Source organism: Variovorax sp. PBS-H4, assembly GCF_901827205.1.
Lineage (GTDB): Bacteria > Pseudomonadota > Gammaproteobacteria > Burkholderiales > Burkholderiaceae_C > Variovorax.
The window spans coordinates 1,526,430-1,553,340 of record NZ_LR594675.1 but is presented as its reverse complement, the minus strand read 5'-3'; the positions used below and the strand labels follow the sequence as shown (position 1 = coordinate 1,553,340).

28 protein-coding genes are annotated in these 26,911 nt (G+C 65.5%); 8 read left to right on the top strand and 20 right to left on the bottom strand.

Annotated features, from left to right (window positions below; all coding sequences use genetic code 11):
* Positions 1–20 precede the first annotated feature (20 nt).
* Both E5CHR_RS07300 and E5CHR_RS07295 read right to left on the bottom strand, forming a co-directional pair.
* Positions 21–1,997 carry an AsmA family protein gene (locus E5CHR_RS07300; protein WP_162579070.1) on the bottom strand — a complete coding sequence of 659 codons (1,977 nt, stop codon included), beginning with the start codon at positions 1,995–1,997 and terminating at the stop codon, positions 21–23.
* Between the two features lie 38 nt (positions 1,998–2,035).
* Complete coding sequence (locus E5CHR_RS07295; RefSeq protein WP_162579069.1) at positions 2,036–2,242, bottom strand: hypothetical protein; 207 nt, start codon at positions 2,240–2,242, stop codon at positions 2,036–2,038.
* A 282-nt stretch (positions 2,243–2,524) separates the two neighbouring features.
* Here E5CHR_RS07295 and E5CHR_RS07290 point away from each other — a divergent pair, with 282 nt between their 5' ends.
* The gene (locus E5CHR_RS07290; RefSeq protein ID WP_162583608.1) at positions 2,525–2,929 is read left to right on the top strand and encodes a response regulator; all 405 of its coding nucleotides are present in this window, start codon (positions 2,525–2,527) and stop codon (positions 2,927–2,929) included.
* A 77-nt stretch (positions 2,930–3,006) separates the two neighbouring features.
* Here E5CHR_RS07290 and E5CHR_RS07285 read toward each other — a convergent pair whose 3' ends face one another.
* Positions 3,007–3,639: a response regulator gene (locus E5CHR_RS07285; protein WP_068680104.1), complete on the bottom strand. Its 633-nt coding sequence runs from the start codon at positions 3,637–3,639 to the stop codon at positions 3,007–3,009.
* Positions 3,640–3,770: 131 nt separating this feature from the next.
* Here E5CHR_RS07285 and E5CHR_RS07280 point away from each other — a divergent pair, with 131 nt between their 5' ends.
* The 6 genes from E5CHR_RS07280 (at position 3,771) to E5CHR_RS07255 (ending at position 7,304) form a co-directional block, all read left to right on the top strand.
* Positions 3,771–5,114, top strand: a complete 1,344-nt coding sequence (locus E5CHR_RS07280; protein WP_162583607.1) for a CHASE3 domain-containing protein — start codon at positions 3,771–3,773, stop codon at positions 5,112–5,114.
* A 186-nt stretch (positions 5,115–5,300) separates the two neighbouring features.
* A complete protein-coding gene (locus E5CHR_RS07275; protein WP_083944504.1) occupies positions 5,301–5,462 on the top strand; it encodes a DUF1328 domain-containing protein in 162 nt (53 codons plus the stop codon).
* A 55-nt stretch (positions 5,463–5,517) separates the two neighbouring features.
* Positions 5,518–5,892, top strand: coding sequence for a hypothetical protein (locus tag E5CHR_RS07270; RefSeq protein WP_162579068.1), 375 nt, complete (start codon positions 5,518–5,520; stop codon positions 5,890–5,892).
* Between the two features lie 38 nt (positions 5,893–5,930).
* Positions 5,931–6,311, top strand: a complete 381-nt coding sequence (locus E5CHR_RS07265; protein WP_162579067.1) for a hypothetical protein — start codon at positions 5,931–5,933, stop codon at positions 6,309–6,311.
* Positions 6,295–6,762, top strand: a complete 468-nt coding sequence (locus tag E5CHR_RS07260; protein ID WP_162583606.1) for a hypothetical protein — start codon at positions 6,295–6,297, stop codon at positions 6,760–6,762. Before E5CHR_RS07265 ends, E5CHR_RS07260 begins: the two co-directional genes overlap by 17 nt.
* On the top strand, positions 6,759–7,304 hold the full coding sequence (locus E5CHR_RS07255) for a ferritin-like domain-containing protein (protein WP_174255701.1): 546 nt from the start codon (positions 6,759–6,761) through the stop codon (positions 7,302–7,304). The genes E5CHR_RS07260 and E5CHR_RS07255 overlap by 4 nt, the downstream gene beginning before the upstream one ends.
* A gap of 91 nt (positions 7,305–7,395) precedes the next feature.
* Here E5CHR_RS07255 and E5CHR_RS07250 read toward each other — a convergent pair whose 3' ends face one another.
* From E5CHR_RS07250 to serA, 17 genes are all read right to left on the bottom strand, one after another.
* The gene (locus tag E5CHR_RS07250) at positions 7,396–8,226 is read right to left on the bottom strand and encodes a DUF429 domain-containing protein (protein WP_443083065.1); all 831 of its coding nucleotides are present in this window, start codon (positions 8,224–8,226) and stop codon (positions 7,396–7,398) included.
* A gap of 15 nt (positions 8,227–8,241) precedes the next feature.
* A complete protein-coding gene (locus E5CHR_RS07245; protein WP_162579066.1) occupies positions 8,242–8,664 on the bottom strand; it encodes a BLUF domain-containing protein in 423 nt (140 codons plus the stop codon).
* A 5-nt stretch (positions 8,665–8,669) separates the two neighbouring features.
* On the bottom strand, positions 8,670–9,401 hold the full coding sequence (gene folE / locus E5CHR_RS07240; protein ID WP_162579065.1) for a GTP cyclohydrolase I: 732 nt from the start codon (positions 9,399–9,401) through the stop codon (positions 8,670–8,672).
* Positions 9,402–9,473: 72 nt separating this feature from the next.
* On the bottom strand, positions 9,474–10,244 hold the full coding sequence (locus tag E5CHR_RS07235; protein WP_162579064.1) for an endonuclease/exonuclease/phosphatase family protein: 771 nt from the start codon (positions 10,242–10,244) through the stop codon (positions 9,474–9,476).
* Entirely contained in the window at positions 10,241–10,747 is a 507-nt protein-coding gene (nudB, locus tag E5CHR_RS07230; protein WP_162583603.1) for a dihydroneopterin triphosphate diphosphatase, read from the bottom strand. The genes E5CHR_RS07235 and nudB overlap by 4 nt, the downstream gene beginning before the upstream one ends.
* A gap of 40 nt (positions 10,748–10,787) precedes the next feature.
* A complete protein-coding gene (aspS, locus tag E5CHR_RS07225; protein ID WP_162579063.1) occupies positions 10,788–12,593 on the bottom strand; it encodes an aspartate--tRNA ligase in 1,806 nt (601 codons plus the stop codon).
* 32 nt (positions 12,594–12,625) lie between these two features.
* Entirely contained in the window at positions 12,626–13,246 is a 621-nt protein-coding gene (locus E5CHR_RS07220) for a DUF502 domain-containing protein (protein ID WP_162579062.1), read from the bottom strand.
* 15 nt (positions 13,247–13,261) lie between these two features.
* A complete protein-coding gene (locus E5CHR_RS07215) occupies positions 13,262–13,624 on the bottom strand; it encodes an FmdB family zinc ribbon protein (protein WP_162579061.1) in 363 nt (120 codons plus the stop codon).
* A 127-nt stretch (positions 13,625–13,751) separates the two neighbouring features.
* A complete protein-coding gene (locus tag E5CHR_RS07210; RefSeq protein WP_162579060.1) occupies positions 13,752–15,200 on the bottom strand; it encodes a sodium:solute symporter family protein in 1,449 nt (482 codons plus the stop codon).
* A gap of 15 nt (positions 15,201–15,215) precedes the next feature.
* Positions 15,216–16,781 carry a ubiquinone biosynthesis regulatory protein kinase UbiB gene (gene ubiB, locus E5CHR_RS07205; RefSeq protein WP_162579059.1) on the bottom strand — a complete coding sequence of 522 codons (1,566 nt, stop codon included), beginning with the start codon at positions 16,779–16,781 and terminating at the stop codon, positions 15,216–15,218.
* A complete protein-coding gene (locus E5CHR_RS07200) occupies positions 16,778–17,332 on the bottom strand; it encodes a ubiquinone biosynthesis accessory factor UbiJ (protein WP_162579058.1) in 555 nt (184 codons plus the stop codon). Before E5CHR_RS07200 ends, ubiB begins: the two co-directional genes overlap by 4 nt.
* 45 nt (positions 17,333–17,377) lie before the next feature.
* Positions 17,378–18,415 (bottom strand): Tim44 domain-containing protein, encoded by a 1,038-nt coding sequence (locus E5CHR_RS07195; RefSeq protein ID WP_162579057.1) that lies wholly within the window; start codon positions 18,413–18,415, stop codon positions 17,378–17,380.
* Positions 18,416–18,453: 38 nt separating this feature from the next.
* The gene (ubiE, locus tag E5CHR_RS07190; RefSeq protein WP_162579056.1) at positions 18,454–19,185 is read right to left on the bottom strand and encodes a bifunctional demethylmenaquinone methyltransferase/2-methoxy-6-polyprenyl-1,4-benzoquinol methylase UbiE; all 732 of its coding nucleotides are present in this window, start codon (positions 19,183–19,185) and stop codon (positions 18,454–18,456) included.
* Between the two features lie 83 nt (positions 19,186–19,268).
* The gene (locus E5CHR_RS07185) at positions 19,269–19,682 is read right to left on the bottom strand and encodes a gamma-butyrobetaine hydroxylase-like domain-containing protein (RefSeq protein WP_162579055.1); all 414 of its coding nucleotides are present in this window, start codon (positions 19,680–19,682) and stop codon (positions 19,269–19,271) included.
* The gene (locus tag E5CHR_RS07180) at positions 19,682–20,131 is read right to left on the bottom strand and encodes an HIT family protein (protein ID WP_443083111.1); all 450 of its coding nucleotides are present in this window, start codon (positions 20,129–20,131) and stop codon (positions 19,682–19,684) included. Before E5CHR_RS07180 ends, E5CHR_RS07185 begins: the two co-directional genes overlap by 1 nt.
* Positions 20,132–20,136: 5 nt before the next feature.
* Positions 20,137–24,027, bottom strand: a complete 3,891-nt coding sequence (locus E5CHR_RS07175) for a DUF3683 domain-containing protein (protein WP_162579053.1) — start codon at positions 24,025–24,027, stop codon at positions 20,137–20,139.
* Positions 24,028–24,113: 86 nt separating this feature from the next.
* Complete coding sequence (gene serA, locus E5CHR_RS07170) at positions 24,114–25,343, bottom strand: phosphoglycerate dehydrogenase (protein ID WP_162579052.1); 1,230 nt, start codon at positions 25,341–25,343, stop codon at positions 24,114–24,116.
* Positions 25,344–25,581: 238 nt separating this feature from the next.
* Here serA and ugpB point away from each other — a divergent pair, with 238 nt between their 5' ends.
* Positions 25,582–26,892: a sn-glycerol-3-phosphate ABC transporter substrate-binding protein UgpB gene (ugpB, locus tag E5CHR_RS07165; protein WP_162579051.1), complete on the top strand. Its 1,311-nt coding sequence runs from the start codon at positions 25,582–25,584 to the stop codon at positions 26,890–26,892.
* Positions 26,893–26,911 lie beyond the last annotated feature (19 nt).

Here is a 26,911-nt window from a genome sequence, read left to right as displayed (position 1 = left end):
CGCCGCCCGCAAGATCGCCGCTACTGCTTCCTGGCTTTCGCTGCGCCGGCTGCCGCCTCGCCGGCACTCGGCTGCTTGGCCTGGGCAAGCACCGCCTGGCAGTCGGCATCGGATCCGGGCCCCGTCTCCACCGTCGCTGCCAGCGCGAGCAAGGGGTTGAGCGCCCCCAGCAGGACAGCCGCGGCGCCGCGTGCGGCCAGCGATCCGGCCTCCAGGCCCGCTCGGGGCGAGGCAAAGGTTCCGCCGATGACCAGCGGCGTGCGCAAGGACAGGATGCTCTTGTCCTTGGGTTGCGGCCGCACCACGAAGTCCAGCGTCTCCTTCGCCAGGTCGGCCCGGCCGCTCGCGCTGAATAGGGTGTCCTCCGTATCCAGCACGACGCTGCGGCTCACCATGACGCCCTTGTCGACATCGAAGGCCATCGCGGCGCAGCGCAGCACCACGTTCTTGTCGCCACGCAGAAGAAACTTGATGATCTCGCCGCCATCCAGCCCCATGAACTCCAGCAGCAGATTGCTGAACTCGCCGCGGCCGGTGAGTGCGGCGACGTCGCCAGAAGCATGGCCCAGCCAGCTCGCCACCGAGTTGCCGCGTCCGGAGAGATTGATCCGCCCATCGAGCTTGCCGAAGCTGCTGCGCATGGTTTCGATCTTGGGCACCAGCCTGCTGAGCTGCATCCCGCGCACATCCAGCCTGGCGCGGATGTCGGCCGGGTTCTGCGCGCCGTCGATGCGTACGGCGCCGGCAATCGACCCGCCGGCCACGCCCAGGTTCAATGGATCGAGCGCCAACACGCCATCCCGCAGTTTCACTTGTACGCTGCCCTTGTCCAGCGGGAGCTCGCGAACGTTCTTGATGCGGTCGGCCGTGTACTTCACGTCGGCATTCATGGCGCGCAGCCGCTCGAAGTCCAGCGTGGCCGCGGGCAGCACCTTGCGGCCGGCATCGCGCTGCGCCCGCTTGACCTCGGTGATGCTCGGCGGCGGCGTCAGGCCCTCGATGGCCTTGGCGGAGCGCTCGGTGGGCGGCAGGCCGATGAGCGGGCCGAGGTCGTCCATGTCCATCACGCGCGAGCGCAGCGTACCGGACAGGGAGGGCACCTTCGGCGCCTGGTCGTATTTCATGTCGCCGCCAATATCGGACAGGCCCAGCTTGCCCTGGAGACCTGCAGCCTCCCACAGCTTGCCGCGCTTGCGCAGTTCGCCGCTCAACGCGTACGGAGAGGTCTGGGGCAAGGCGATTCCGAGCAATCCGTACAGGTCGCCCAGGTTCTGGCCCTTGAGATCGAAACGGGCATCGACCCCGTCCAGGCTTGCCAATTCGGCCACGCTGCCCTTGGCCTTCAGATGCGTGTGGCCGGCCGCCGCATCGATCTCCAGGGGAAAGGGGGGCTGGCCGGCGGCGTTGAGCTGCAGCACGTTGCCGGTCCGACCCTGGGCCGTCAGCGGCTGACGCTGGTAACGGCCTTTAACGCGAAAGTCGAGAGGCAACTCACCCCGGCCGCTGTCGTAGCTGAAGTCGGCGTGCAGGTCGACGCCGAGGTGTGACGCCAGGAAGTCGAGCGTGCCCTGGTCGACTTCCAAAAGCCCGATGACTGGCACGGTACCCTCGTCCGCGGTGTCCTTGCCCAAGGCCCAAGTGCGCCGGCCGTCCTCTTCCATCTGCAGTCCCAGCACGGGCGAGGCCAGAAAGATGTGAGGAATCACGACCCGCTTTGCCAACAGCGGCCACAGCCGGATGTCGAAGGTGGCGCGCTCGGCCCGGACCAGGTAGGGCTCCCGCGCCCACGAAGGGTTGGCGAACTCGATACCGTCGAGTTTCACGGTCGCGGTGCGCAACCCCAGATCGACATCCAGGCGACGGGTAATCTCGAATTTTCGCCCGGTCTTCTCGCTGATGTAGCGGTTGATCGGACCGCGCAGCGTATCCCATGGAAACAGGGCGAGCAGCAGCAGAAGCGCTGCAACCAGCCCCAGGACCGTCGCGCCGATCCTCATCCAAATCGGCGAACGGGGCTTTCGGGTGGGCGGCGTCGTCACGGCACGGTCGTCTTGCGGTCCGGCGTGGAGGTGATGGACGCGGGCGAGGCGAGGAAACCAAGGGCAGTGGTGCCCAATTTCGCAGCAGCGGTCGTGGCCTCGACCAATTTCAGCTCGGCATTCGCAGGTTCCCCAAGCGCCACAACTGCAGCGGCGGCCAGGGTCAACAGGCTGACAGCCCCATAGTTCCAAATCATCTTCATCTTGGCACCTTGGTGAAGGAGCTGCCGCAGGACCGCTGCAACCCGACTGCATCGAAGGCTAAGCGGCGTGGCACTGCCTGCGGGTCGGCGCTGGACCGCAGCAACTGTCGGGCGCCACCTACGGGCAGCCAGACCACAGAACTCGTAAGAATGGACCTACAGCCGGAGGCGCTCGCAGGCTGCATGATCCCGCTTGGTCATTTGCGGCAACAGAAGCTAGCTTTCGTCACAGTCATCCGCCAAGGTCGCGAAGTTTCATTCCAGGCAGACGCGCGGTTCTCCATGGAACTCAGATTGAAAACTTACATCGTCGAAGACAACGTCACGATCCGCGAGAATCTCGTCGGCACTCTGGAAGAACTCACGTGCATTTCCGCTGTCGGCTACGCCGAGACCGAAGCGGAGGCTGTCCGCTGGTTGGCAGAGAACGTCGATCAGTGGGAACTGGCCATCGTCGACCTGTTTCTCAAGCAAGGCAGCGGTCTGGGCGTGCTGCAGGCAGTCAGCACGCGCCGGCCCGATCAGAAGATCGTGGTGCTCAGCAACTACGCCACCCCCGACATCCGGAAGCGTTGCGCCCAGTTCGGCGTGGACGCAGTTTTCGACAAGTCGAACGAGATCGACGCGCTGATCGACTTTTGCATGGAGCAGGCCTCGACGTTGCGGCAGACCTCGGGTTCGAGCTGAAGCGACGCAGCGAGGTCGTCACGCTCATGGCCCCGCCCGTGCGGAGCGCCCGACCGCGCAGGGGCCGCCTGCGAGCCTCAATCGATCAGCTTGTTCTTCAGTGCGTAGTACGTGAGGTCGCTGTTGGAGGAAAGATTCATCTTCTCCATGAGGCGCGTGCGGTAGGTGCTGACCGTCTTGACGGAGAGCGACAGGGTTTTGGCGATGTCGCCCGCCGTTTCACCCTTGGCCAGCTTGAGGAAGACCTGGAACTCGCGTTCGGACAGTTGCTCGTGCGGCGCTGCATCGTCCTTGCGGTCAAGCTGCCGCGCCAGCAACTCGGCCACGGCGGGCGTGATGTAGCGGCGGCCGAGCGAAATGGTCCGGATGGCGTTCACGATTTCCATCGGATCGCATTCCTTGTTGAGGTAGCCGCTCGCACCCTGCCGGATCAGGTTCATTGCGTAATGCTCCTCGGGGTATCCGCTGAGGATGAGGATGCCTACGTCCGGAGCCTTGGCGCGGATCATCGCCAGCGCGTCGATGCCGCTTTGCCCGGGCATCGACAGGTCCATCACCAGCACGTCCAGCTCCGTGGTGCGCACGAGCTCGATCGCCTCACGCCCGCTCGCCGCCTCCCCGACCACGCGCAGATCGACGTGCTCCGAAAAGAACTGGCGCAGGCCGGAGCGCACGATGGCATGGTCATCCACAATTCCAATTTTGATCATCTGATACCTTCTTTGTCGTGTCGCGGCCTTTTGCGTCGCAGCAAACTGCCCCCTGGTTCACACCGATTATTCCTGAATTTGAACTGCTCGCGTCCCGCGGAGACCCCATGCGCTGGTTAGCTTTCCCCAAGATGGCCGCAGGCCTGACGCTCGCGATGCTCGCGGCGCTTGCGCTGGTGGGCATCAACGAGGCAGGTTACCGGCAATCCACCCAGTCGCTGACGGAAGTCAGCGAGGCTCAGCGCATACGGCTCGCACTCAACCTCCTGCTCCAGAGCATCGTAGACGCCGAAACGGGTCAGCGAGGTTATTTGTTGACCGGGGAAGCGCGATATCGCGAACCTTATGACAGCGCGGTCAAGAAGGTCGACGGCCAACTGGCTGCGCTGCAGTTGCTTTACGCCCACCGCCCTGCCGAGTCTGCGCGGCTGACGGAGCTTGCAAAGCATGTTTCACGCAAACTCGCCGAAATCGACATGAGTGTGCGGTTGCGGCAAGAGGGCAACGACGATGCCTGGAAATTCGTGATCACCACGGACGTCGGGCGCGAGGAAATGGAAGCGATCCGGCAGCAGGCTGGCGAACTGATCGCGCTCAGCAACGAAGCGCTGATGCGCGGGCAGGCCCAAATTTCCGTGTCGCTGCGCTTCGCCCGCATCGGCATTGCGCTGGTGGCGCTCGCGGGATTGGCGGCCTTCTATCTCTATCTGCGCCAGACGCATGCACTGCGCTCGGCCGGCGAACGCCAGCAGGAAGCCTTGCAACGCGAGCGCAATGCGCTCGAGGACGAGGTGCGGGAGCGCACCGCGACTTTGGCCGAGCTCGCGACCCACTTGCAAGAGGTGCGGGAGACTGAGCGCGGCTTCCTGGCCCGGGAACTGCACGACGAGCTGGGCTCTTTGCTCACCGCTGCCAAGCTCGATGTCGCCCGGCTGAAATCGCGGCTCGTCGATTCGCCGGAAGCGATCCAGCGCTTGCAGCACATGAATGAACTGCTCAACAGCGGCATCGCGCTGAAGCGTCGCATCATCGAGGACCTGAGGCCCTCCTCACTGGCCAACCTCGGTCTCATTGCTTCCCTGGAGATCCTGGGGCGCGAGTTCGCCGAGCGCTCCGGCGTCGAGATCGAGATGGTGCTCGAGCCCGTGAGTCTCGACGAAGCCAACCAGCTGACCGTTTATCGGATGGTGCAGGAAAGCCTGACCAACATCGGCAAATACGCTCAGGCGACCGAGGCCAGCATCGTGATGAAGAACTACGGCAATCACGTCGTGGTGGAGGTGAGCGACAACGGCACGGGTTTCGATATCCAGGACACGCGCGCGTCCTCTCATGGGTTGGCAGGCATGCAGCACCGCGTCGAGACTGCCAAGGGCAAGCTCACCATTTCTTCAGCACCGGGCCAAGGAACGCGGCTGAGCGCGAGCCTGCCCACCGCCGCAGCCAAGCCCTCCAAAGCCAGCGAGTTCGCCTGAGCGCAGCCCGGATGCCAGCCACGCTGCGCGATTCGGCCCTCTCCTACGCCCCCAGGCCTCAGCTACTGACAGGGTCTTGGAGCACACTCCTTTACCGTTGCCTCCACGCTCTCGACGAAGTGCCTCGCCAAGACGATGAGCGCTTGATTCACACAGCGAGAGAGACACCAGAAGAAGGATTCCGCCATGTTGTACTACGCAGTCGTGTTCCTGGTCATCGCGCTGATCGCCGCCGTCTTCGGTTTCGGCGGGATCGCAGCCAGCGCGGTAGGCATCGCCAAGATCCTCTTCGTCATCTTCATCGTGCTGGCACTTGCCAGTTTTATCGCTGGCTTGATGCGACGATGACTGCGTCGTTACGATGAGCAGGCTCTCGCAACTTTTCTCCGGAAGGACTTTTCTCATGAGCACGATCAAGACCCCGTCGCAATTGGCCGAAGAGGCACGTCAGAACGCCAATGACGCCATCGACACCACCCGCGCGTACGCCCAGAACGCGGTGAACGCTGCAGGCGAGAAGGTACGCGACCTGCGCCGCGAGGCCGAACCCACGGTGGAGCAGCTCGCCGCCCGTGTACAGCAGGCCGTGCAGCGCGGCCTGGATGCCGCTTCGACCACCAGCGCCCGCGCCCAGCGCCGCCTGGAACAGGCGGCCGACATGACAGGCCGGTACATCGCAGACCAGCCGGTTCGATCGGTGCTCGTGGCCGCCGCTGCCGGGGCCGTCATCACAGCCTTGATCGTGCTCGCGAGCCGCCGCAGCCGGGACGACTATTGAACTGAAGCCGCCTCGCCTGCGCCGCCGCCTGCAGCACCATGTTTCATCCCATTTTTTCCACGGTGCTCAGGCATCCCGAGCTGTTCGTCGAACATGCCTCCAACTACGCGGCGCTTCTGAGGCTCGAGGCGGCAGAGGCCAGCAAGGGGTTGATCGGGCGGCTCATTGCCGGTGTCCTTGCAGCCGTTGCCGGCATGCTGGCCCTGGGCCTGACCGGCACCGCCATCATGCTGGGTGTCGTCCAGGGCAGCTTCCATTGGGTATTGGTTGCAGTTCCAGGGGTGTCCGCCGTCATTGCCTTGGTCGCGGGATACCTCGCCGCGCGTCCCATGGAATTTCATGGATTCAACGACTTGCGGGCCCAGGTGGATGCGGACATCCATGCCCTGCATGCTGCCGGAGATGCCCGTGCCGACTGACCGCGAGAGCTTGACGCCGCAGGAACGGCTCGCCATTTCACGCCGTGCGCTGGTAGCGCAGCTGCAGGGCCGCGGACATGGCGCATACACCAGCAGCGAGCAGGTCGATGAGCCGGATGCGCCACCGGTGGGACGTGAAACGATCATCGACCGCATCGCCTGGGCTGCAGTGGGACGCAACGTGGTTCAGCGCTGGTGGCGCCGCCACCCGGCCAATGCGGCGGGGCAACTCGCCCGCCCGCTGATCGAGCGCTATGCGCGCGAACAGCCCGTCAAGCTCATCGCTGCCGCGGCGGGGACGGGAGCGCTGATCGTACTGGTCAGGCCCTGGCGCCTGCTGTCGATCACGGCAGTGCTCGCCGCGGTGCTCAAGACATCCGACGTGGCCGATCTCGTGACCACGCTGATGCACAAGAAGCCGGACAGTCCCCCACGAAAGGAATTCCCATGACAAATATGACAAGCGAAAAGCCGCAGCGGCTGGTACTGGACCAAGCCAAGATCGACGCTGCCTCCCAAAGCCTCGACGATGGTGCTGTAACGCCCGGCTATGGGCTATGGCGCGACGATATCGTGCAACTGCTCAATGACGCACTGGCCACCGAGTTGGTCTGTGTGTTGCGTTACAAGCGCCACTACTTCACCGCGAGCGGCCAAGCCTCGCCGGCAATTGCCGACGAGTTCCTGGTGCACGCCAACGAAGAGTCCGCCCATGCGGACAAGATTGCGGAGCGCATCGTGCAGCTGGGTGGCGATCCGGACTTCAACCCGCAAACTTTGCGCGAGCGCAGCCACGCCCAATACGATGAATCCAAGGACCTTCAGGCCATGGTGCGCGCCAACCTGGTGGCAGAACGCATTGCCATCGAGACCTATCGGCAGATGATCTCGCTGGTCGGCGACAAGGACCCGACCACCCGTCGCATGCTGGAGGAGATCCTGGCCGACGAGGAAGAGCATGCCGACGAGCTGAAGGATTGGCTCGGCCATTGAGAAGGGCCTCTTGCGAGCCACCCGCGAGGAAGCCCGGCCAACGCCGGGCTTTTTGTTGCCGAGCTCCTTGCTTCGCAAGATTCGCCGGACGTCAGGCAGTGACGATCCAGCCTTCCAGCGCGTCCATGGTCGTGGGCAGGCCGTAACCCGGCCCTGTGCTCGTCCTGCGCGCCGCGCCCCATGCGGCCTGCATAAGGCACAGCGCTGCATCTATGCAGTCGCCGCGAGCGTCGGCCAACAGTTGATTGCGCTCGGTACCGTTCACGACCAGCCTGAGGCCCAACCGCGTGGCGCCCCCTTCGAGCGCGGCGAGCAGATCCGCGCGTGCTTCGCTCCGGGCGGCAGTTTGAAAGGCAGCATCGTCGCTCTTGTAGCTGCGGCGCCCGAGCAGCTCCCGCGCCAGCAGGCCCGGATAGCCCTCCAGCGCGATGCGCTCGGCGGCGGCGCAAGGCGCATACAGGCCCGGCAGGGCCGCGCCCGCCTGCAGCAGCCGCGGCACACCGGCATGCAGCATGAACGCCACCGGAGGATTGACCCATTTCATGGAGGGGCTGGAGCCGGCCGGCGCATCGGTCGCCCGGTGCGCGAACTTGCCCCCGGCCGGCCGCGCAGCGCAGTAGGCTGCGAAGGTCTCTCGGATCAGGGCCCGGTCGAGGCCCGCATAGTGGCAGATCAAGGCGCGCCACTCCATCGGCCAGCCGAGATGTGCCACCAGCTCACGCGGCAGGCCAAAGGGAAAGTCGAAAGCACCGATCCACGCCGCTTGGCCGGCCAGCCAGACGCGCCACGTATCTAACGAGGCAAAGCGCTCGAGCCTTTGCAACTTGACGCCACCCGGGATGGCGCATCCGAGCGCGAGCACAATGGGCTTGCGCGCGCTCGGCGCACTGGAAAAATCGCAGCCCAGCAGCAGAGCGGGCACCGCGCAGCAATGCGATCAGTGACGCCCGACGATGGCGGCCGTGGCCATCAGCTCTTCGAGCAGTGCCAGCGAAACCTTGCCGGACACCGAATAAGGGTCCAACTCGGGCTTCTCCGAGTACTTGAGGAGGGTCGAGACGTTGAGCTTGGACAGGTTGACCTGCCCCATGGTCCAGCCGCCAAAGCGGCGCTCCGAGATCTCCTCGAAGTGCAGCAATACAACGTCCTTGTGGCGGGGGTCTCGCTGGATATGGCCGTAGAGCTCGCTGATTGCCGTGCGGCCGCCCTCGATGGCCTGCAGGAACACCCCAGCCCCATAGCAAAGGATGCCGGTAATGCCACACGCGGGGTTGTGAGAGCGCGACTGCGCGAGGATCGACTCCACTGCACCGGGGCTGGTGTCGACGGCACGGCTGACATAAAGCAGGCGTACGAGCATGGCGTTCAGCTCCGGCGGGGGATCAGCGCGAGGAATTCGCGCCGCAAGTTGGGATCCTTGAGGAAGACGCCGCGCATCACGGAGTTGATCATCTTGCTGTCCATCTCCTTGACGCCGCGCCACTGCATGCAGAAGTGCTCGGCCTCCATGACCAGCGCCAGCCCATCGGGCTGCGTTCGCTCCTGGATCAGGTCGGCGAGCTGTACCACCGCTTCCTCCTGGATCTGTGGGCGGCTCATGACCCACTCGGCCAGCCGTGCGTACTTCGACAATCCGATGACGTTGGTCTTCTCGTTGGGCATCACGCCAATCCAGAGCTTGCCGATGATCGGGCAGAAATGGTGGGAGCAGGCGCTGCGCACCGTGATCGGGCCGACGATCATGAGCTCGTTCAGATGCTCGGCGTTGGGAAACTCGGTGAGCGAAGGCGGGGCCACGTAGCGGCCCCTGAACACTTCGTTCAGGTACATCTTGGCGACACGGCGCGCGGTGTTCTCGGTGTTGTGGTCGTTCTCGAGGTCGATCACCAGCGCCTCGAGCACATCCTTCATCTTGTGTTCGACCTCGTCGAGCAGGCTCTCGAGCTCGCCGGGCTCGATGAACTCGGCGATGTTGTCATTGGCATTGAAGCGCTGGCGCGCCGCCAGCAGGCGCTCGCGGATCTTCACGGAGACGGGCGTGCCCTCGTCCCCGGCGTCCGGCTCGGGGCGCTCGGCGGTATCGATTTTCCTTAGCATCAGCGCATCCTAACAGCGAATGAAGCGCAGCGAACACCCTTGCAGCGCGCTTCCGGCCTGCGCGTATTGCTATTATTTCGATAGCAAGAAGTCAGCCACCAGCGGCAGATGGTCGGACATTCGCGCCCAGATCGGTCCGCGTGGCACGGTGGTCGCCACCGCCTCGACCTGCCGGCCGTAGATGAAGTCGAGCTGCGTCACGGGCAGGCGCGACGGGTAGGTCAGCGTGCGTGGCCCGCGCAGGTCGCTGGTGTCGCGCAGGCCCATGGCGTTCATCGCGTAGCGCATGCGGGCTCCCCAGTCGTTGAAGTCGCCGGCCACCACCAGTGCCTCGGACGGCGGAATTTCGCGTTCGATGAAATCGCGCAGCAAGGCGATCTGGCGCACCCGGCTGCCACGGATCAGACCCAGGTGCACCACGATCGCATGCACGGGCCGGCCCTCGACCTCGATCGCCACGTGCAGCAGGCCGCGCTGCTCGAAGCGGTGGTCGGAAATGTCCTGATGGGTCTTGCGCAGCACCGGCCAGCGCGTCAGCAGCGCGTTGCCATGTTCGCCATGCCGCGTGATGGCGTTGGTCTCGTAGATCGCGGTGTAGCCCTCGGGGGCCAGGAAGTCGGCCTGCGGGAGCTCGGGCCAGTGCTTGAAGCGGGCCGCGCCCTGGCGATTCATCTTGCGAACTTCCTGGAGGCAGACGATGTCGGCGTCCAGCTGCTCGATGGCATGGCCCAAGTTGTGGATCTCCAGCCGCCGGGCCGGTCCGATACCCTGCACCCCCTTGTGGATGTTGTAGGTGGCGACCCGGAGGTTGCTACCGATCGGGGTGCTGCTGGGCAAATTCATCCCGCAAATTTTGGCAGCAGCAGGATCGCTTCTGCATTCGAAGGGGAAAAGCAGGCGTCGGCCGCCTCGCGGTAGGGCAGCCAGCGCCAGGCCGTGTGCTCCCGCGGTTCGAGCCGAGGCGTCACGCGCTCGGGCATGCACAGCCCGAAGAGGTGCTCGGTGTTGTGGGTGATCCCCGGGGCATAGCGAGAACGCCAGCGCGGGTAGATCTCATAAACGTTCTGCAGCTGCCAGTCGCGCAGCCGCCCGGCCAGCGCGCTTCCCTCCCCGCAGTCGATGCCGGTCTCCTCGGCGACCTCGCGCGCGGCCGTGAGCGCCAGCGGCTCTTCGACATCATCCTTGCTGCCGGTGACCGACTGCCAGAAGTCCTTGGCGTCGGCACGTTGGATCAGCAGCACCTCGAGCGCCGGCGTGTAGATCACGACCAGCACCGACTCGGGGATCTTCCAGGGCCGCTGGCCAACCGGAGCACCTTCGCCTGCGGCTGCGGCGCCATGAGCCATCGGAGCGGCCGTGCGGCTCATGTTTTGCGCCGCTTTCCGCTCAAGCGGCGGGCTGGGGATTGCGCAAGCGGATGTGCAGCTCACGCAGCTGCTTCTCGTCGACCGGGCTCGGCGCCTGCGTCAGCAGGTCCTGGGCGCGCTGGGTCTTGGGGAAGGCGATCACGTCCCGGATCGACTCGGCGCCGGTCATCAGCATCACCAGCCGATCGAGCCCGATGGCGATGCCGCCATGCGGCGGGGCTCCGTACTGCAGCGCGTCCAGCAGGAACCCGAACTTGTTCTGCGCGTCTTCCGCGCTGATCTTGAGCGCGCGGAACACCTTGCTCTGCACTTCCTCGCGATGGATACGCACGGAGCCACCGCCCATCTCGATGCCATTGAGCACCATGTCGTAGGCCTTGGCGATGCACTTCTCGGGCGCGGTGTCCATGAGATCCTCGTGGCCGTCTTTGGGCGAGGTAAACGGATGGTGCACGGCCGACCAGCGCTGGCCTTCCTCGTCGAACTCGAACATCGGAAAATCGACCACCCACAACGGCGCCCAGCGTTCCTCGAACAGGCCGTTCTTGCGGCCGAAGGCGCTGTGGCCGATCTTCACGCGCAGCGCGCCGATCGCGTCGTTGACGATCTTCTCCTTGTCGGCCCCGAAGAACAGGATGTCGCCGTTGCGTGCGCCGGTGCGGGCAATGATCTCGGCCAGCGAAGCGTCGCTGAGATTCTTGACGATCGGGCTCTGCAGGCCCTCGCGCCCCTGCGCCGCGTCGTTGACCTTGATGTAGGCCAACCCCTTGGCACCGTAGATCTTGACGAATTCGGTGTAGGCGTCGATGTCGCCGCGCGAGAGGCCGCCCTCGGCTCCGCCGCCTGGCACGCGCAGCGCGACCACGCGGCCGCCCGTCATGCCGGCTGCCTGCGCGAAGACCTTGAACTCGACATTGCGCATCACGTCCGTGAGCTCGGTGAACTCCAGCTTGACGCGCAGGTCGGGCTTGTCGGAGCCGTACTTGAACATGGCGTCGGCATAGCTCATGACCGGGAAAGGCGGCAGCTCGACCTCGGCCGCCGCGCGGAACACCTTGCGGATCATGCCTTCGAACATCTCGCGGATCTCCTCCTCGGCCATGAAGGAGGTCTCGATGTCGATCTGCGTGAACTCGGGCTGGCGGTCGGCGCGCAGGTCCTCGTCGCGAAAGCACTTGACGATCTGGTAATAGCGGTCGAAGCCGGACACCATCAAGAGCTGCTTGAAGAGCTGGGGCGACTGGGGCAGCGCGAAGAAGCTTCCGTCGTGCACCCGGCTGGGCACCAGGTAGTCGCGCGCGCCCTCGGGCGTCGATTTGCCGAGCATCGGCGTCTCGATGTCGATGAACCCGTTGGCGTCGAGGAACTTGCGCACCTCCATCGTGACCTTGTAGCGCAGCATCATGTTGCGCTGCATGGCAGGACGGCGCAGGTCCAGCACGCGGTGCGTGAGGCGGGTGGTCTCGGACAGGTTGTCGTCGTCGAGCTGGAAGGGCGGCGTGACCGACGGGTTGATGACCTTCAGCTCGTGACTGAGCACCTCGATCTTGCCGCTCTTGAGGTTCTCGTTGACCGTACCCTCCGGGCGTGCGCGCACCAGGCCGGTGACCTGCACGCAGAACTCGTTGCGCAGGCCTTCGGCGGTGGCAAAGGTGGTGGCGCGGTCGGGATCGCACACCACCTGGACATAACCTTCACGGTCGCGCAGGTCGATGAAGATCACGCCGCCGTGATCGCGGCGGCGGTTGACCCAGCCGGACAAGGTGACGGTTTGGCCCAGCAGGGCTTCGGTCACGAGACCGCAATAGTGTGTACGCATGGCCATAGTGGATTCCGGCGCCGTCGAGGGCGCGTGTGTTATCTGTTCGCGATGGTCGCGGGGCCGCCGGGAACGACCACGCCCATCGACACGATGTACTTGAGCGCGTCGTCCACGCTCATCCTGAGTTCGATGCAGTCGCTGCGCTTGAGCATCACGAAGTAGCCGCCGGTCGGGTTGGGCGTCGTGGGCACGTAGACGCTCAGGTAGTCGCCGCCGCCCAGTTCCGAGAGCACCTCGCCGCCGGGTGCGCCGGTGACGAAGGCGATGGTCCAGGAACCGTCGCGCGGCCACTGGACCAGCACCGCGGTGCGAAAGGCATTGCCGTTCTCGGAGAACAGCGTGTCAGACACCTGCTTGACGCTCGAATAGATGGATCGCACCACCGGAATGCGGCGCACGACGGCGTCGCCCCAGCCCAGCAGGCGCTTGCCGATGAAGTTGCTTGCGGTCGCGCCGACGACCAGCAGGATGGCCAGCGTCAACAGCACGCCCAGCCCGCGCACCTTGTGCTCGGTGAGCCATTGCTGCCATTGCTCTGGCAGCAGCCACAGCGTCTGGTCCAGCGTGCCGATGATCCAGTTCAGAACGCCCAGCGTGATGACCAGCGGCACGATGACCAGCAGGCCGGACAGCAACCATTTACGCAGGGCGAGCATGACGTGGCGCGGCGCTCAGTCGCCCTTGGCAGCCGGCGCGGCTGCAGGCGCCGGAGCCGGGGCTGCGGCGGGCGATGCCGCGGCCGGCGCGTCGGCGGCGCCAGCCGACGCGGGAGCACCATCGGCCGGCGCGCTCTTGCCCTTGTCGGCATCGCCCTTGTCGGCATTGCCTTTTTCAGCTGCCTTCTTGCCGCCGCCATCGCGGAAGTCGGTCACGTACCAGCCCGACCCCTTCAGCTGGAACCCGGCGGCGGTGACCTGCTTGCTGAACGCGCTGGCGCCGCATTGCAGGCACTCCGTCAGCGGGGCATCGGACAGTTTCTGCAGCACGTCCTTGGCAAAGCCGCAGGCGCTGCACTTGTAGGCGTAGATAGGCATGGGTAGAAAGGAGAAAAGCGGCCGGCGGCCGCTCGCAAAGCTTTTAATTATAGGTTGGCATGGAGGGCGTCAGAAGGTTGCCCTTCGAGCTCCAGGCCCGGCTTCACGAGGTGTACTTCACACCTTTTCAGGCCGGATCGACCGCCAGCGGCCGGTGCGGCGTACGCCGGTTCGCCACCCATTGCGGCGCGAGCGAGCCGGCGAACATGCCCGCGAAGGAAGCCAGCACCCCCGCAAGCTGGGCCGGGAATGCCTCGCTCCACGGCATGGCGAGGAACAGCAGCCACACCCCGATACCGAGCACTACCGAGGCCACTGCGCCCTGGGTGGTCGCCCGCTGCCAGTACAGGCCGCAGACCAGCGGCACGAAGGCACCCACCAGCGGCACCTGGTAGGCGCCCGAGACCAGTTCGTAGATCGGGGTGCCCTGCATGCGGATTGCATAGGCGAGCACCGCGGCGCTGAACAGCAGCACCGTGATGCGCATGGTGAGCAGGTTCTCGCGGTCGGTGCCCGCCGGGCGGAACTGGCGCCAGATGTTCTCGGTGAAGGTGACACTGGGCGCCAGCAGGGTGGCCGAGGCGGTGGACTTGATGGCCGACAGCAGCGCGCCGAAGAAGAACACCTGCATGACGAACGGCATCTTCTCCAGCACCAGGGTGGGCAGCACTTTCTGCGGATCGTCCTTGAGCAGCGTCGCGGTCTGCTCCGGCATGATGAGCAGCGCGCTGGCCACCAGGAACATGGGCACGGAGGCGAACAGGATGTAGGCGATGCCGCCGATCACCGGCCCGCGGGTCGAGGCCTTGACGCTGTTGGCCGACATCACGCGCTGGAACACGTCCTGCTGCGGGATCGAGCCCAGCATCATCGTGATGGCCGCGGCGAAGAAGAAGATGATGTCTTTCCAGCTCGGCTCCGGCCAGAAGCGGAACAGGTCCTTGCTGGCTGCCAGGGCCACCACCTTGTCGGCGCCGCCGGCCATGTTGCCTGCGAAAATCGCGATCACCGCCAGGCCGAGCACGAGGATGATCATCTGGATGAAGTCGGTCACCGCCACCGACCACATGCCGCCGAACAGCGTGTAGGCCAGGATCGAGACCACGCCGATGACCATGCCGGTCGGGATGCTGACGACACCGCCCGAGAGCAGGTTGAACACCAGTCCCAGCGCCGTGACCTGGGCCGACACCCAGCCCAGGTAGCTCAGCATGATGATCAGCGAACAGGCGACCTCGATGGTCCGACCGAAGCGCTCGCGGTAGTAGTCGCTGATGGTGAGCAGCGTCATGCGGTAGAGCTTGCCGGCAAAGAACAGCCCGACCAGGATCAGGCAGGTGCCGGCGCCGAAAGGGTCCTCGACCACGCCGTGCAGCCCGCCCTCGATGAACTTGGCGGGGATGCCGAGCACGGTCTCCGAGCCGAACCAGGTGGCGAAGGTCGTCGTCACGATCATGTAGAGCGGCAGGTGCCGCCCGGCAATCGCGAAGTCAGTGGTGTTCTTCACACGCCTGGCGGCGTACAGGCCAATGGCGATCGTGACGAGCAGGTAGACGATGACCAGAGTCAGCAGCACGGCGAAATCTCCTCTTCAGAACAGACGCACGCGCACCAGCACCTGCATCGCGATCAACCCCAATACAAAACCTATGCCACCGTAGATGATGGCCTGCAGGAGCCGGTTGGTTCGCTTTTGAGCAGCCAGCAGCTCCAGCAGTTCGCGCCGGTGGTCGGCGGGGCGATTCTCCAGGAAGTCGTGCATCAGCCGTGGCAACTGCGGCAGCAGCTTGGCGTAGCGCGGGGCCTCGGCGCGCAGTTGCTCCAGCAGCTTGCGCGGGCCGATCTGGTCGCTCATCCATTTCTCCAGGAACGGCCGGGCGGTATGCCACAGGTCCAACTCCGGGTCGAGCTGGCGGCCGAGGCCCTCGATGTTGAGCAGCGTCTTCTGCAGCAGCACCAGCTGCGGCTGGATCTCGACGTGAAAGCGGCGCGAGGTCTGGAACAGGCGCATCAACACCATGCCCAACGAGATTTCCTTGAGCGGGCGATCGAAATAGGGCTCGCAGACGGTGCGGATCGCGGCCTCCAGCTCGTCGATGCGCGTGCCCTCGGGCACCCACCCGCTCTCCAGGTGCAGCTCCGCAACGCGCTTGTAGTCGCGCCGGAAAAAGGCTGCGAAGTTCTGCGCCAGATACTCCTTGTCGGACTCGGTCAACGTGCCGACGATGCCGAAATCCAGGGAGATGTAGCGACCGAAAGTGGCCGGCTCCAGGCTGACCTGGATGTTGCCGGGATGCATGTCGGCATGGAAGAAGCCGTCGCGGAACACCTGCGTGAAGAAGATGGTGACGCCGTCGCGCGCCAGCTTCGGGATATCGACGCCGGCGGCGCGCAGGCGATCGAGCTGCGCGATCGGGACGCCCTTCATGCGCTCCATCACGATGACCTCGGGATGGCAGAAGTCCCAGAACATCTCGGGGATCATCACGAGGTCGAGCTGGGTCATGTTGCGCCGCAGCTGGGCCGCGTTGGCGGCCTCTCGCACCAGGTCGAGCTCGTCGTGCAGGTACTTGTCGAACTCGGCCACCACCTCGCGCGGCTTGAGGCGCTTGGCATCGCTCGACAGGTTCCCGACCCAGGCGGCCATCATGGCCATCAACTCGAGGTCTTTTTCGATCACGTCGCGCATGCCGGGCCGAAGCACCTTGACGGCGACTTCGCGGACCGCCCCGCTTCGCTCGCGCAGCGTTGCGAAGTGCACCTGCGCGATCGAGGCGCTGGCGATGGGGGTCTCGTCGAAATCGACGAACACCTCGCCCACCGGCCGGCGGAAGGCGCGCTCGATGGTCGCGATCGCGATCCTCGAATCGAAGGGCGGCACGCGGTCCTGCAGCCAGGCCAGTTCATCGGCGATGTCGGGCGGCAGCAGGTCGCGCCGCGTCGACAGCACCTGTCCGAACTTGACAAAGATCGGCCCCAGGCTCTCCAGCGCCTCCCTCAGGCGCTGGCCGCGTGGCGCATCGAGCTTGCGGCCGAAGGACACGATGCGCGCCACCACGCGCAGCCAGGGCTTCTGGAAGCTGGTGAGCACGAGCTCGTCCAGCCCATAGCGCAGTGCGACCAGGACGATGAAGACGCCGCGGTAGAAGCGCCTCATTCGGCGCCTGCGGAGCCGGCGGGCTTGCCTCCGCGCTCACCGACGAATTGCCGCAGTCCCTCCACGACGCGCCGCGCGCCGTTGGCAATGGTGTGGGCAGGCACGTCGCCGATCAGGCGTGCCAGGTCGTCCTCCACGTCCCAGCGCACGTGGTCGACCAGCCAATTGACCTCGGCGGCGAGTTGCACGTCGCCCTCGATGCGCACCGCAGGCTTCTCGCCGCGCGCTGCGGCACGGGCCAAGCCAAAGGGCGAGGTCTCGGCCAACACCACCATGAGCTCGGGCGCCGCGTCCTCGGCTGCCAGATCGAGAAGGCCGGCCGGCGTGGCAACAACCTTCATGGTCACGAATCGCCATTCGAATTCGACCACCCTGCCCTGCTGGCGCGCCAGGCGCTGCTGGGCCTCGGGTTCTTGCTGCAGCACGTGATTGAGAAAGAGCACGGCGCGATGCTGGACCTCGTGAACCACCCAGTCCGGCGGCTGCAGGCGGCTGCCGACGCGGTTGATGAAATCGTCGAGAAAAGAAAATGGGGACGATGGTGTGACCATGTCCCCATTATCCGGTCTTGCGACCGGCTTCGAAGCGCCAGGCGCCTACTGCAGGGCCTGGACGCCGGCCACCAGCCAGCCGCTCGAACCGCTGGCCGGCCGGGTCATGTTCCAGACCTCGCGGAAAGGGCTCGGGCCGGAGGACAGGTCCTCGCGGATCATGCCGGAGAACTCGACGCTCGCCAGATAGGCATCGGGCAGCTCTTCGATGCCCAGGAGCTTGGCGTCCAGCATGACCACCTCGGTCTTGTTGGGCTGGCCGCCCGTATGGTTCTCGCGCTCGCCCAGCTGCTGGCGGATCTCGCCCACCATGCTGTCAGTCATCATCGAGCGCAGGGTGCCGATGTCGGCGCGGTCCCAGGCGTCCTGCAGCGTCACGAAGTTGCGCTTGGCCGCGGCCAGGAAGCCATCGGTGTCGAAGCCGGCCGGGATGCCCCACGACTGCGCGCCGCTCAGGGCCGAGCCGATCAGGCTCCCGCCGCTGGCCGCCGCCGCGCCCGCCATCGACGAGCCGCCGGTCACATGCTCGGGTTGTGCCGGGGTGCTGTCGAAGGCCGCGGTATTGCGCTCCCACGGACGGGCCGAGGCGTCGTTGCCAACGTTGTTCGGGCTGTACTGCGCGGGTGAAGCAGGATTGGCGGGGCCGCCCGCACCCTGGAAGGCAAAGCCGCCGCTGCGCTGCGCGCCATTGGCACGCGAACGTGCTGCAAAGATGCGCCACACCACCACGGCTGCCAGCACCAGGAGCCCAATCAGCAGGATGTTGCCAAAGGCCGCGCCCAGGCCGAGCGAATGGGCAAGCCAGGCCAGGCCCAGGCCCGCGGCCAAGCCGCCGAGCATCGCACCCCATGGGCGCTTGGGCGCTGCAGCGGGCGCCGCCGTTGCCGGCTTGGCGGCCGCGCTGTTCACACTGCTCTGTGCAGGCGCACCGGGCGTGGCTGGCGCAGTGGGCGCGGCCTCACGCTGCGTCACGTTGCTCGACTGCTTGCCGATGGACTTCCCGCCGCCCAGGCGGCGCGCATCAGCATCCATGCTTCCGACGGCCAGCGCACACACCAACAAAACGGACAACAAACTTTTCATGACGTCTCCTCGAACGGCAAAGAAATCTCTTCTGATCATCAGCACTTGATTCCAACATGCAGGGCGACGACGCCCCCCGTCATGTTGTGATAGTCCACATGTCCGAAACCGCCCTCTTTCATGAGGGTCTTGAGCTCCTCCTGGGAGGGATGCATCCGGATCGATTCAGCAAGGTAGCGGTAGCTCGCGTCATCGCCCGCCACCACCTTGCCCAGGCGCGGCAGCACGTTGAAGGAGTACCAGTCGTATATCTTCGACAGGGGCTTGGCGACCTTGGAGAACTCGAGCACCAGCAGCTTGCCGCGCGGCTTGAGCACCCGGTTCATTTCCTTGAGCGCCAGGTCCTTGTGCGTCATGTTGCGCAGCCCGAAGGCGACACTCACAAGGTCGAAATGGTTGTCGGGAAAAGGCAGCTTCTCGGCATCGCACACCAGCGTGGGCAGCGCGACGCCGGCATCGAGCAGGCGGTCGCGGCCCGTGCGCAGCATGGCCTCGTTGATGTCGGTGTGGACCACCTCTCCGGTGGCGCCCACTTTCTTCGCAAAAGCCAGGGCAAGGTCGCCCGTGCCTCCCGCAATGTCCAGCACCTTCGAGCCTGGGCCCACGTTGGCGACCATTACCGTGTAGGCCTTCCAGGCGCGGTGCAGCCCCCCCGACATCAGGTCGTTCATCAGGTCGTAGCGGTTGGCGACCGAGTCGAACACGCCGCGCACGCGCCGCGCCTTCTCGCCTTCGTCGACCGTCTCGAAACCGAAATGGGTGCTGCTCATGCTTCCGATGTTAGGTCGCAAGCGTTCACATCAAGCCGACGACCCCGCAACTACGGCGGGCATTCGTGCATTGCCGAGCGAACTCAGTGGCTGCCGCAGGCGTGGCCGCCCTTGTCGGCCATCGGCGCGTCGCGGTCGACGCCGGCCGCGGCGAGGCGCCGTTCGTATTCCGCCCACAGCTCGCCCTGCTTCGCGCCAAGTTCGTACAGCAGGTCCCACGAGTAGATGCCGGTGTCGTGGCCGTCGGAGAAGCTGGGCTGTACCGCGTAGTTGCCGACCGGCTGCAGGTCCACCAGGTCGACGCCGCGCTTGCCGGTCTGCAGCACTTCCTGTCCGGGGCCATGGCCCTGCACTTCGGCCGAGGGCGAGTAGATGCGCATCAGCTCGAATGGAATGCGGAAGCTCGCGCCATCGGAAAAGCTCACCTCCAGCACGCGCGATTGGTTGTGAACGGTGATCGACTGGGGCGTCGGCGCGCCCGTTTGCAAACCTGCCATCAGGAACTCCGATTCTGTGGATGAGCCGCCAGGCGCCGGGCCATGTCCTGTTCCAGCGCCTCCAGTTTCGCCTCGATCGCGGCCTCGCGTTGCGGGTCGCGGCCGCGCTGGGCGGCGGCCCAGACGGACGACGGGAAGTGCGTGTCCCATTCGAAGCGCGCGATCACGTGCCAATGCAGGTGCGGCACCATGTTGCCAAGGGCTGCGAGGTTGATCTTGGCCGGCGACAGTGCGTCGCGCAAACACTGCTCCACGGCCACCACCGCGTCCATGCACAGTCCCCGGTCTTGCGGCGCAAGATCGGACCACTCGGCCACGTGGTCTTTCCATACGACACGATAGAAGGCAGGAAAGCCCTCCTCGGCCGCATGAATGACGCGAAACGCGGGCGCCTCGAACACCGCACGGCCGCCGGCCTCTTCGCACAGCGGGCAACCCGCCACGCGCAAGCCCGTCATACCAGCACCCGCTCGATGCCACCCTGATTGGCCGCGGCCACGTACGCGGGCATCCAGTCCTTGCCAAGGATCTTGTTGGCCATCTCGACAACGATGTAGTCGGCTTCCAGCAGGCCGTTCTCGAGGTCCTTGCCGTAGCGGCTCAGGCCTTGCAGGCAGCTCGGGCAACTGGTGAGGATCTTGACGTTGCCCTTGGGCGCGGCCATGCCGCTGTTGCGCAGCGCGGCTTCTCCCTTGCGCAGCTCCTCCTCCTTGCGGAAGCGGACCTGCGTCGAAATGTCCGGGCGCGTCACGCCGAAGGTACCGGACTCGCCGCAGCAGCGGTCGTTCTTGAGCACCTGCTCGCCGACGAGCGCCTTCACCGTCTTCATCGGATCCTGCAGCTTCATCGGGCTGTGGCAGGGGTCGTGGTAGAGGTAGGCCGAGCCGTCTGCGCCAGGCGCGGAGCTTTCCAGGGTGATGCCCTTTTCGAGCAAGTACTCGTGGATGTCGATGATGCGGCAGCCCGGGAAGATCTTCTCGAACTGGTAGCCCTGCAGCTGGTCGTAGCAGGTGCCGCAGCTCACCACCACGGTCTTGATGTCGAGGTAGTTCAGCGTATTGGCGACGCGGTGGAAGAGCACCCGGTTGTCGGTGATCATCTTCTCGGCACGGTCGTACTGGCCGCTGCCGCGCTGCGGGTAGCCGCAGCAGAGATAACCGGGCGGCAGCACGGTCTGAACGCCCGCGTGCCACAGCATCGCCTGCGTGGCCAGCCCGACCTGCGAGAACAGCCGTTCCGAGCCGCACCCTGGAAAGTAGAACACCGCCTCCGTCTCGGGCGTCGTCGCCTTGGGGTCGCGGATGATCGGCACGTAGTCGGCATCCTCGATGTCCAGCAGCGCCCGTGCCGTCTTGTTGGGCAGGCCGCCCGGCATCTTCTTGTTGACGAAGTGGATCACCTGCTCCTTGAGCGGCGCTGGCCCGACCGTGGCCGGCGGCGCCGCGGTCTGCATGCGCGCGAGGCCACGGAGCAGGTCGTTGGCCAGGCGCTGGGCCTTGAAGCCGATGTCCACCATGCCGGTTCGCATGGCCTTGATGGTCTGCGGGTTGGTGGCGTTGAGGAACAGCATCGCCGCCGCATTGCCGGGGCGAAAGGACTTCTGGCCCATCTTGCGCAGCAGGTTGCGCATGTTCATCGACACATCGCCGAAGTCGATGTTCACCGGGCAGGGCGTGAGGCACTTGTGGCAGACCGTGCAGTGGTCGGCGACGTCCTCGAACTCCTCCCAGTGCTTGATGCTGACGCCGCGCCGGGTCTGTTCCTCGTAGAGGAAAGCCTCGACCAGCAGCGAAGTCGCAAGGATCTTGTTGCGCGGCGAGTAGAGCAGGTTGGCGCGCGGCACGTGGGTCGCGCACACCGGCTTGCACTTGCCGCAACGCAGGCAGTCCTTCACGCTGTCGGCAATGGCGCCGATGTCGCTCTGCTGCATGATGAGCGACTCATGGCCCATCAGCCCGAAGCTGGGGGTGTAGGCATTGGTCAGGTCGGCGTAGAGCCCGGGGCCGGCATGCATCGAGGGCCGCAGCAGCTTGCCCTTGTTGAAGCGGCCTTCCGGGTCGATACGCTGCTTGTAGTCCGCGAAGGGCCGCAGCTCGTCGTCGGACAGGAACTCGAGCTTGGTGATGCCGATGCCGTGCTCGCCGGAGATCACGCCGTCCAGGCTGCGCGCCAGCACCATGATGCGCGCCACCGCGGCGTGCGCGGTTTGCAGCATCTCGTAGTTGTCGCTGTTGACCGGGATGTTGGTGTGCACGTTGCCGTCGCCGGCATGCATGTGCAGTGCTACCCACACCCGGCCCTTGAGGACTCGCTGGTGGATCGCGTTGCACTCGGCAAGGATGGGCGCAAACTCCGCCCCCGAGAAGATGGCGGCAAGCGGCGCGCGGATCTGCGTCTTCCAGCTCGCGCGCAGCGAATGGTCCTGCAGCTGCGGGAACAGCGTGTCGATCCGATCGAGCCAGCCCTGCCACAGCGAACGCACCTCGCGCACCAGCACCACGGCTTGGGCCACGCGGTCTTCCAGCAGCTCGGCCGACGAGATCTCGTTGGCGTCGTCGCTCTTGCCCAGCGGCAGGCTCCCGCGCAGGAAGAAGGCCTCCAGCTCATCAGCGAGCGCCAGCTTGTTCCGCAGCGAGAGCTCGATGTTGATGCGCTCGATGCCATCGGTGTATTCGGCCATGCGCGGCAGCGGAATCACCACGTCCTCGTTGATCTTGAAGGCGTTGGTGTGGCGGCTGATGGCAGCGGTGCGCTTGCGGTCGAGCCAGAACTTCTTGCGCGCCTCGGGGCTGATGGCGATGAAGCCTTCGCCGCTGCGGGAGTTGGCGATGCGCACCACCTCGGAGGTCACCCGCGCCACCGCGTCGGCATCGTCGCCGGCGATGTCGCCGAACAGCACCATCTTCGGCAGGCCGCCGTGCTTCTTGGACTTGGTGGCGTAGCCCACGGCCTTGAGATAGCGGTCGTCCAGGTGCTCGAGGCCCGCCAGCAGCACGCCGGAACGCTTTTGCTCGGCGAACATGAAGTCCTTGATCTCGACGATGCTGGGCACCGCATCCTTGGCATTGCCGAAGAACTCCAGGCACACCGTGCGGGTGTGCGCAGGCATGCGGTGCACGACCCAGCGGCAGCTGGTGATCAGGCCGTCGCAGCCCTCTTTCTGGATGCCAGGCAAGCCCGAGAGGAACTTGTCGGTCACGTCCTTGCCCAGGCCCTCCTTGCGAAAGGTCTTGCCGGGGATCTCGAGCCGCTCGCTGCGCAGCCTGGTACGGCCATCGGCCGCGAAGTACTGAAGATCGAAGACGGCGCTTTCGGCGTCGTGGATCTTGCCCAGGTTGTGCCCGATGCGCGTGACTTCCAGCCATTCGGCCTCGGGGGTCACCATGCGCCACGAGGCCAGGTTGTCGAGCGCAGTGCCCCACAGAACCGCCTTCTTGCCGCCCGCGTTCATCGCGACATTGCCGCCGACGCAGGAGGCCTCGGCCGAAGTGGGATCGACGGCGAACACGAAGCCCGCGCGCTCGGCCGCGTCGGCCACGCGCTGGGTCACGACGCCGGCCTCGGTCCACACGGTGGGCACGGGCTGCTCGACGCCTGGCAGGGAGACCATCTCGACCTCGGTCATCGCCTCCAGCTTCTCGGTGTTGATGACAGCGCTGTTCCAGGCCAGCGGGATTGCGCCGCCGGTGTAGCCGGTGCCGCCGCCCCGCGGAATGATGGTGAGGCCGAGCTCGATGCAGCCCTTGACCAGCGCGGCCATCTCGGCCTCGGTGTCGGGCGTCAGGACCACGAAGGGGTATTCGACCCGCCAATCGGTCGCGTCGGTGACGTGCGACACCCGCGAGAGCCCGTCGAACTTGATGTTGTCGCGCGCCGTGAGCCGGCCGAGCGTGCGCGTGGCCTTGCGGCGCAGCGCCGCCACATCGCGGAACAAGGCGTCGAAGGCCTGCACGGCCTGCGCCACCAGCGCGGTGAGCTCGCCCACCAACGAATCGCGCTGGGCGGCGGCGTCGGGCGTGCGCCGCTTCTGAACCTCGGACAGGCGGTGGTTGAGCGCATCCACCAGTTGGCCACGCCGGCGCGGGTTGTCCAGCAGGTCGTCGACGAGATAGGGGTTGCGCTGCACCACCCAGATGTCCCCCAGCACCTCGTACAGCATGCGTGCGGAGCGGCCGGTTCGGCGCTCGGCGCGCAAGCTCTGCAGCAGTTCCCAGCCGCGCTCGCCCAAAAGGCGGATCACGATCTCGCGATCGGAGAAGCTGGTGTAGTTGTAAGGGATCTCACGCAATCGCGCGGGCTCTGCGGCCTGCGACAACAACGCCGTCAACGCGGTCGGTGCATTCATCGGGATGGGCCTCGGTCGGGCGCTGCGCGCCCCTGAACCAGGGCCACGAATTTTAAGTCAGGCCCGACCGTGCTGCCGGACGCGACCTAGAACAGCACCCGGCTTCGGATCGTTCCGGGCACCTTCGCCAGTTTCTCGAGCGCGAGGTCGGAATAGGCGGCGTCGACATCCGTCACCACATAACCGACCGTCTCGTTGGTCTGCAGGTACTGCGACGCGATGTTGATGTGGTTGTCGGCGAACACGCGGTTGATGTCGGAGAGCACGCCGGGCACGTTGCGGTGGATGTGCAGCAGCCGGTGCTTGCCGGGATGCGCCGGCAGCGCCACCTCGGGAAAGTTGACCGAGGACGTGGAGGTGCCGTTGTCGCTGTACTTGACCAGCTTCTCGGCCACCTCGAGCCCGATGTTGGCCTGCGCCTCCATGGTCGAGCCGCCGATGTGCGGCGTGAGGATTGCATTGTCCAGCCCGCGCAACGGCGACTGGAACTCGTCCTTGTTGCTGCGCGGCTCGACCGGGAACACATCGATTGCGGCGCCCAGCAGCTTCTTCTGCTTCAGCGCCTCGGCCAGCGCTTCGATGTCGACCACGGTACCGCGCGAGGCATTGATCAGGATCGAGCCGGGACGCATCGCCGAAATTTCCCTGGCCCCGATCATCCACTGGGTGGCCGGCGTCTCCGGCACGTGCAGGCTCACGATGTCGCTCTGCAGCAGCAGCTCGTTCAGCGTGCGAACCTGACGCGCGTTGCCCAGCGGCAGCTTGGTGACCACGTCGAAGAAAGCCACCTGCATGCCCAGCGCCTCGGCCAGCACGGAGAGCTGCGCGCCGATGGAACCGTAGCCCACGATGCCGAGCGTCTTGCCCCGGATCTCGAAGGCGTTCTCGGCCGACTTGAGCCAGCCGCCGCGGTGCGCAACGGCGCTTTTCTCGGGAATACCGCGCAGCAGCAGGATGGCCTCGGCCAACACCAGCTCGGCAACCGAGCGCGTATTGGAGTACGGCGCGTTGAAGACCGCCACGCCGTGCTCGCGCGCGGCATCGAGATTGATCTGGTTCGTCCCGATGCAGAAAGCCCCGACGGCAACGAGCTTCTGGGCGGCAGCAAAGACCTCCGCGGTCAGTTGCGTGCGCGAGCGGATGCCGAGGAAATGCACGTCGGCGACTCGCTGCTTCAGGTCCTCTTCCGGCAAGGCGCCCGGCAGTGTCTCGATGCTGGTATAGCCCGCAGTCCGCAGCACCTCGACAGCCGAAGGGTGAATGCCTTCGAGCAGAAGGAACTTGATCTTGCTTTTGTCGAGGGAGGTTTTGCTCATACGCTTGGCTGAGGCCCCGACCGAAGTTCAGGAGGAGGCACCAACACCTGAAAAAGGGAGGGCGATGCTAGCATGGTGCAGCGCAGCAAGCCGCCCCGCGCAGCCCTGCGGCCCAGACGCAAAAAGGGTTTCCCCGTCTGTTGGCCTGCTGCTGTGCTGCCACAAAATGTGACGCGGCCGTGTCATACGCGCGGCCTAGCATTCGCGCTTTCGTTTTTCCTCCTCAGGAGTCTCTCTCATGCGATTCAAGACGTTCGCCGTGGCATCGGCGCTTTCGGCAACGCTTTCGGCCCCGGCCATGGCCCAGACGGAAATACAGTGGTGGCATTCGATGAGCGGCCCGCTCGGCGAGTGGGTCAACGATCTGGCCAAGCATTACAACGAGAGCCAGAAGGACTACAAGATCGTGCCCACTTACAAGGGCCAGTACGACGAGTCCATGACGGCCGCCATCGCCGCCTTCCGCTCGGGCAATGCACCCGACATCCTGCAGGTGTTCGAGGTGGGGACCGCGACCATGATGGCCTCCAAGGGGGCCATCAAGCCGGTGGGCGAAGTGATGAGCACGGGCGGCGCCAAGTTCGACCCGAGCGTCTATGTGCCCGCAGTGGCGGGCTACTACACGGCGCCGAACGGCCAGATGCTGAGCTTCCCCTTCAACAGCTCGACGACGATCTTCTACTACAACAAGGACGCCTTCAAGGCGGCCGGACTGGACCCCGAGAAAGCGCCCACCACGTGGCCCGAGGTCATCGCGGCAGCCGACAAGCTGAAGGCCAGCGGCCACAAGTGCCCCTTCACGACGAGCTGGATGAGCTGGACCCAGCTGGAAAGCTTCTCGGCCTGGCACAACACCTTGTATGCGACGCAGAACAACGGCTTCGGCGGCCCCAGTGCGCGCCTGGCCTTCAACTCGCCGCTGCAAGTGCGCCACTTCGAGAACCTGGCCAAGATGTCCAAGGACGGCACCTTCGTCTACAAGGGCCGCAACAACACGGCCGACGCCGCCTTCCCTTCCGGCGAATGCGCCATGATGACCGGCTCGTCGGGCCTGTACGCCCGCGTTGCCAAGGACGCCAAGTTCAAGTACGGCATCTCGACCTTGCCCTACTACCCCGACGTCAAGGGCGCACCTCAGAACACCGTGATCGGCGGCGCCAGCCTGTGGGTCATGTCCGGCAAGCCGGCCGACCACTACAAGGGCGTGGCGAGCTTCTTCAACTACCTGTCCGACACCAAGGTGCAGTCCGATAGCCACAAGCGCACCGGCTACCTGCCCATCACCACCGCCGCCTACAAGCTGACCGACGCCTCGGGCTTCTACAAGGAGAACCCGGGCACCGACGTGGCCGTGACGCAGATGATCCGCAAGACCACCGACAAGTCGCGCGGTGTCCGACTGGGCAGCTTCGTCCAGATCCGCACCATCGTCGACGAGGAAACCGAGCAGATCTGGAGCGGCAAGAAGACGGCGAAGGAGGCACTCGACGCGGCCGTCAAGCGCGGCGACGAGCAGCTCGAGCGCTTCCAGAAAGCAAACAAGGGCTGACGCAGGCTCGCGCCTACGC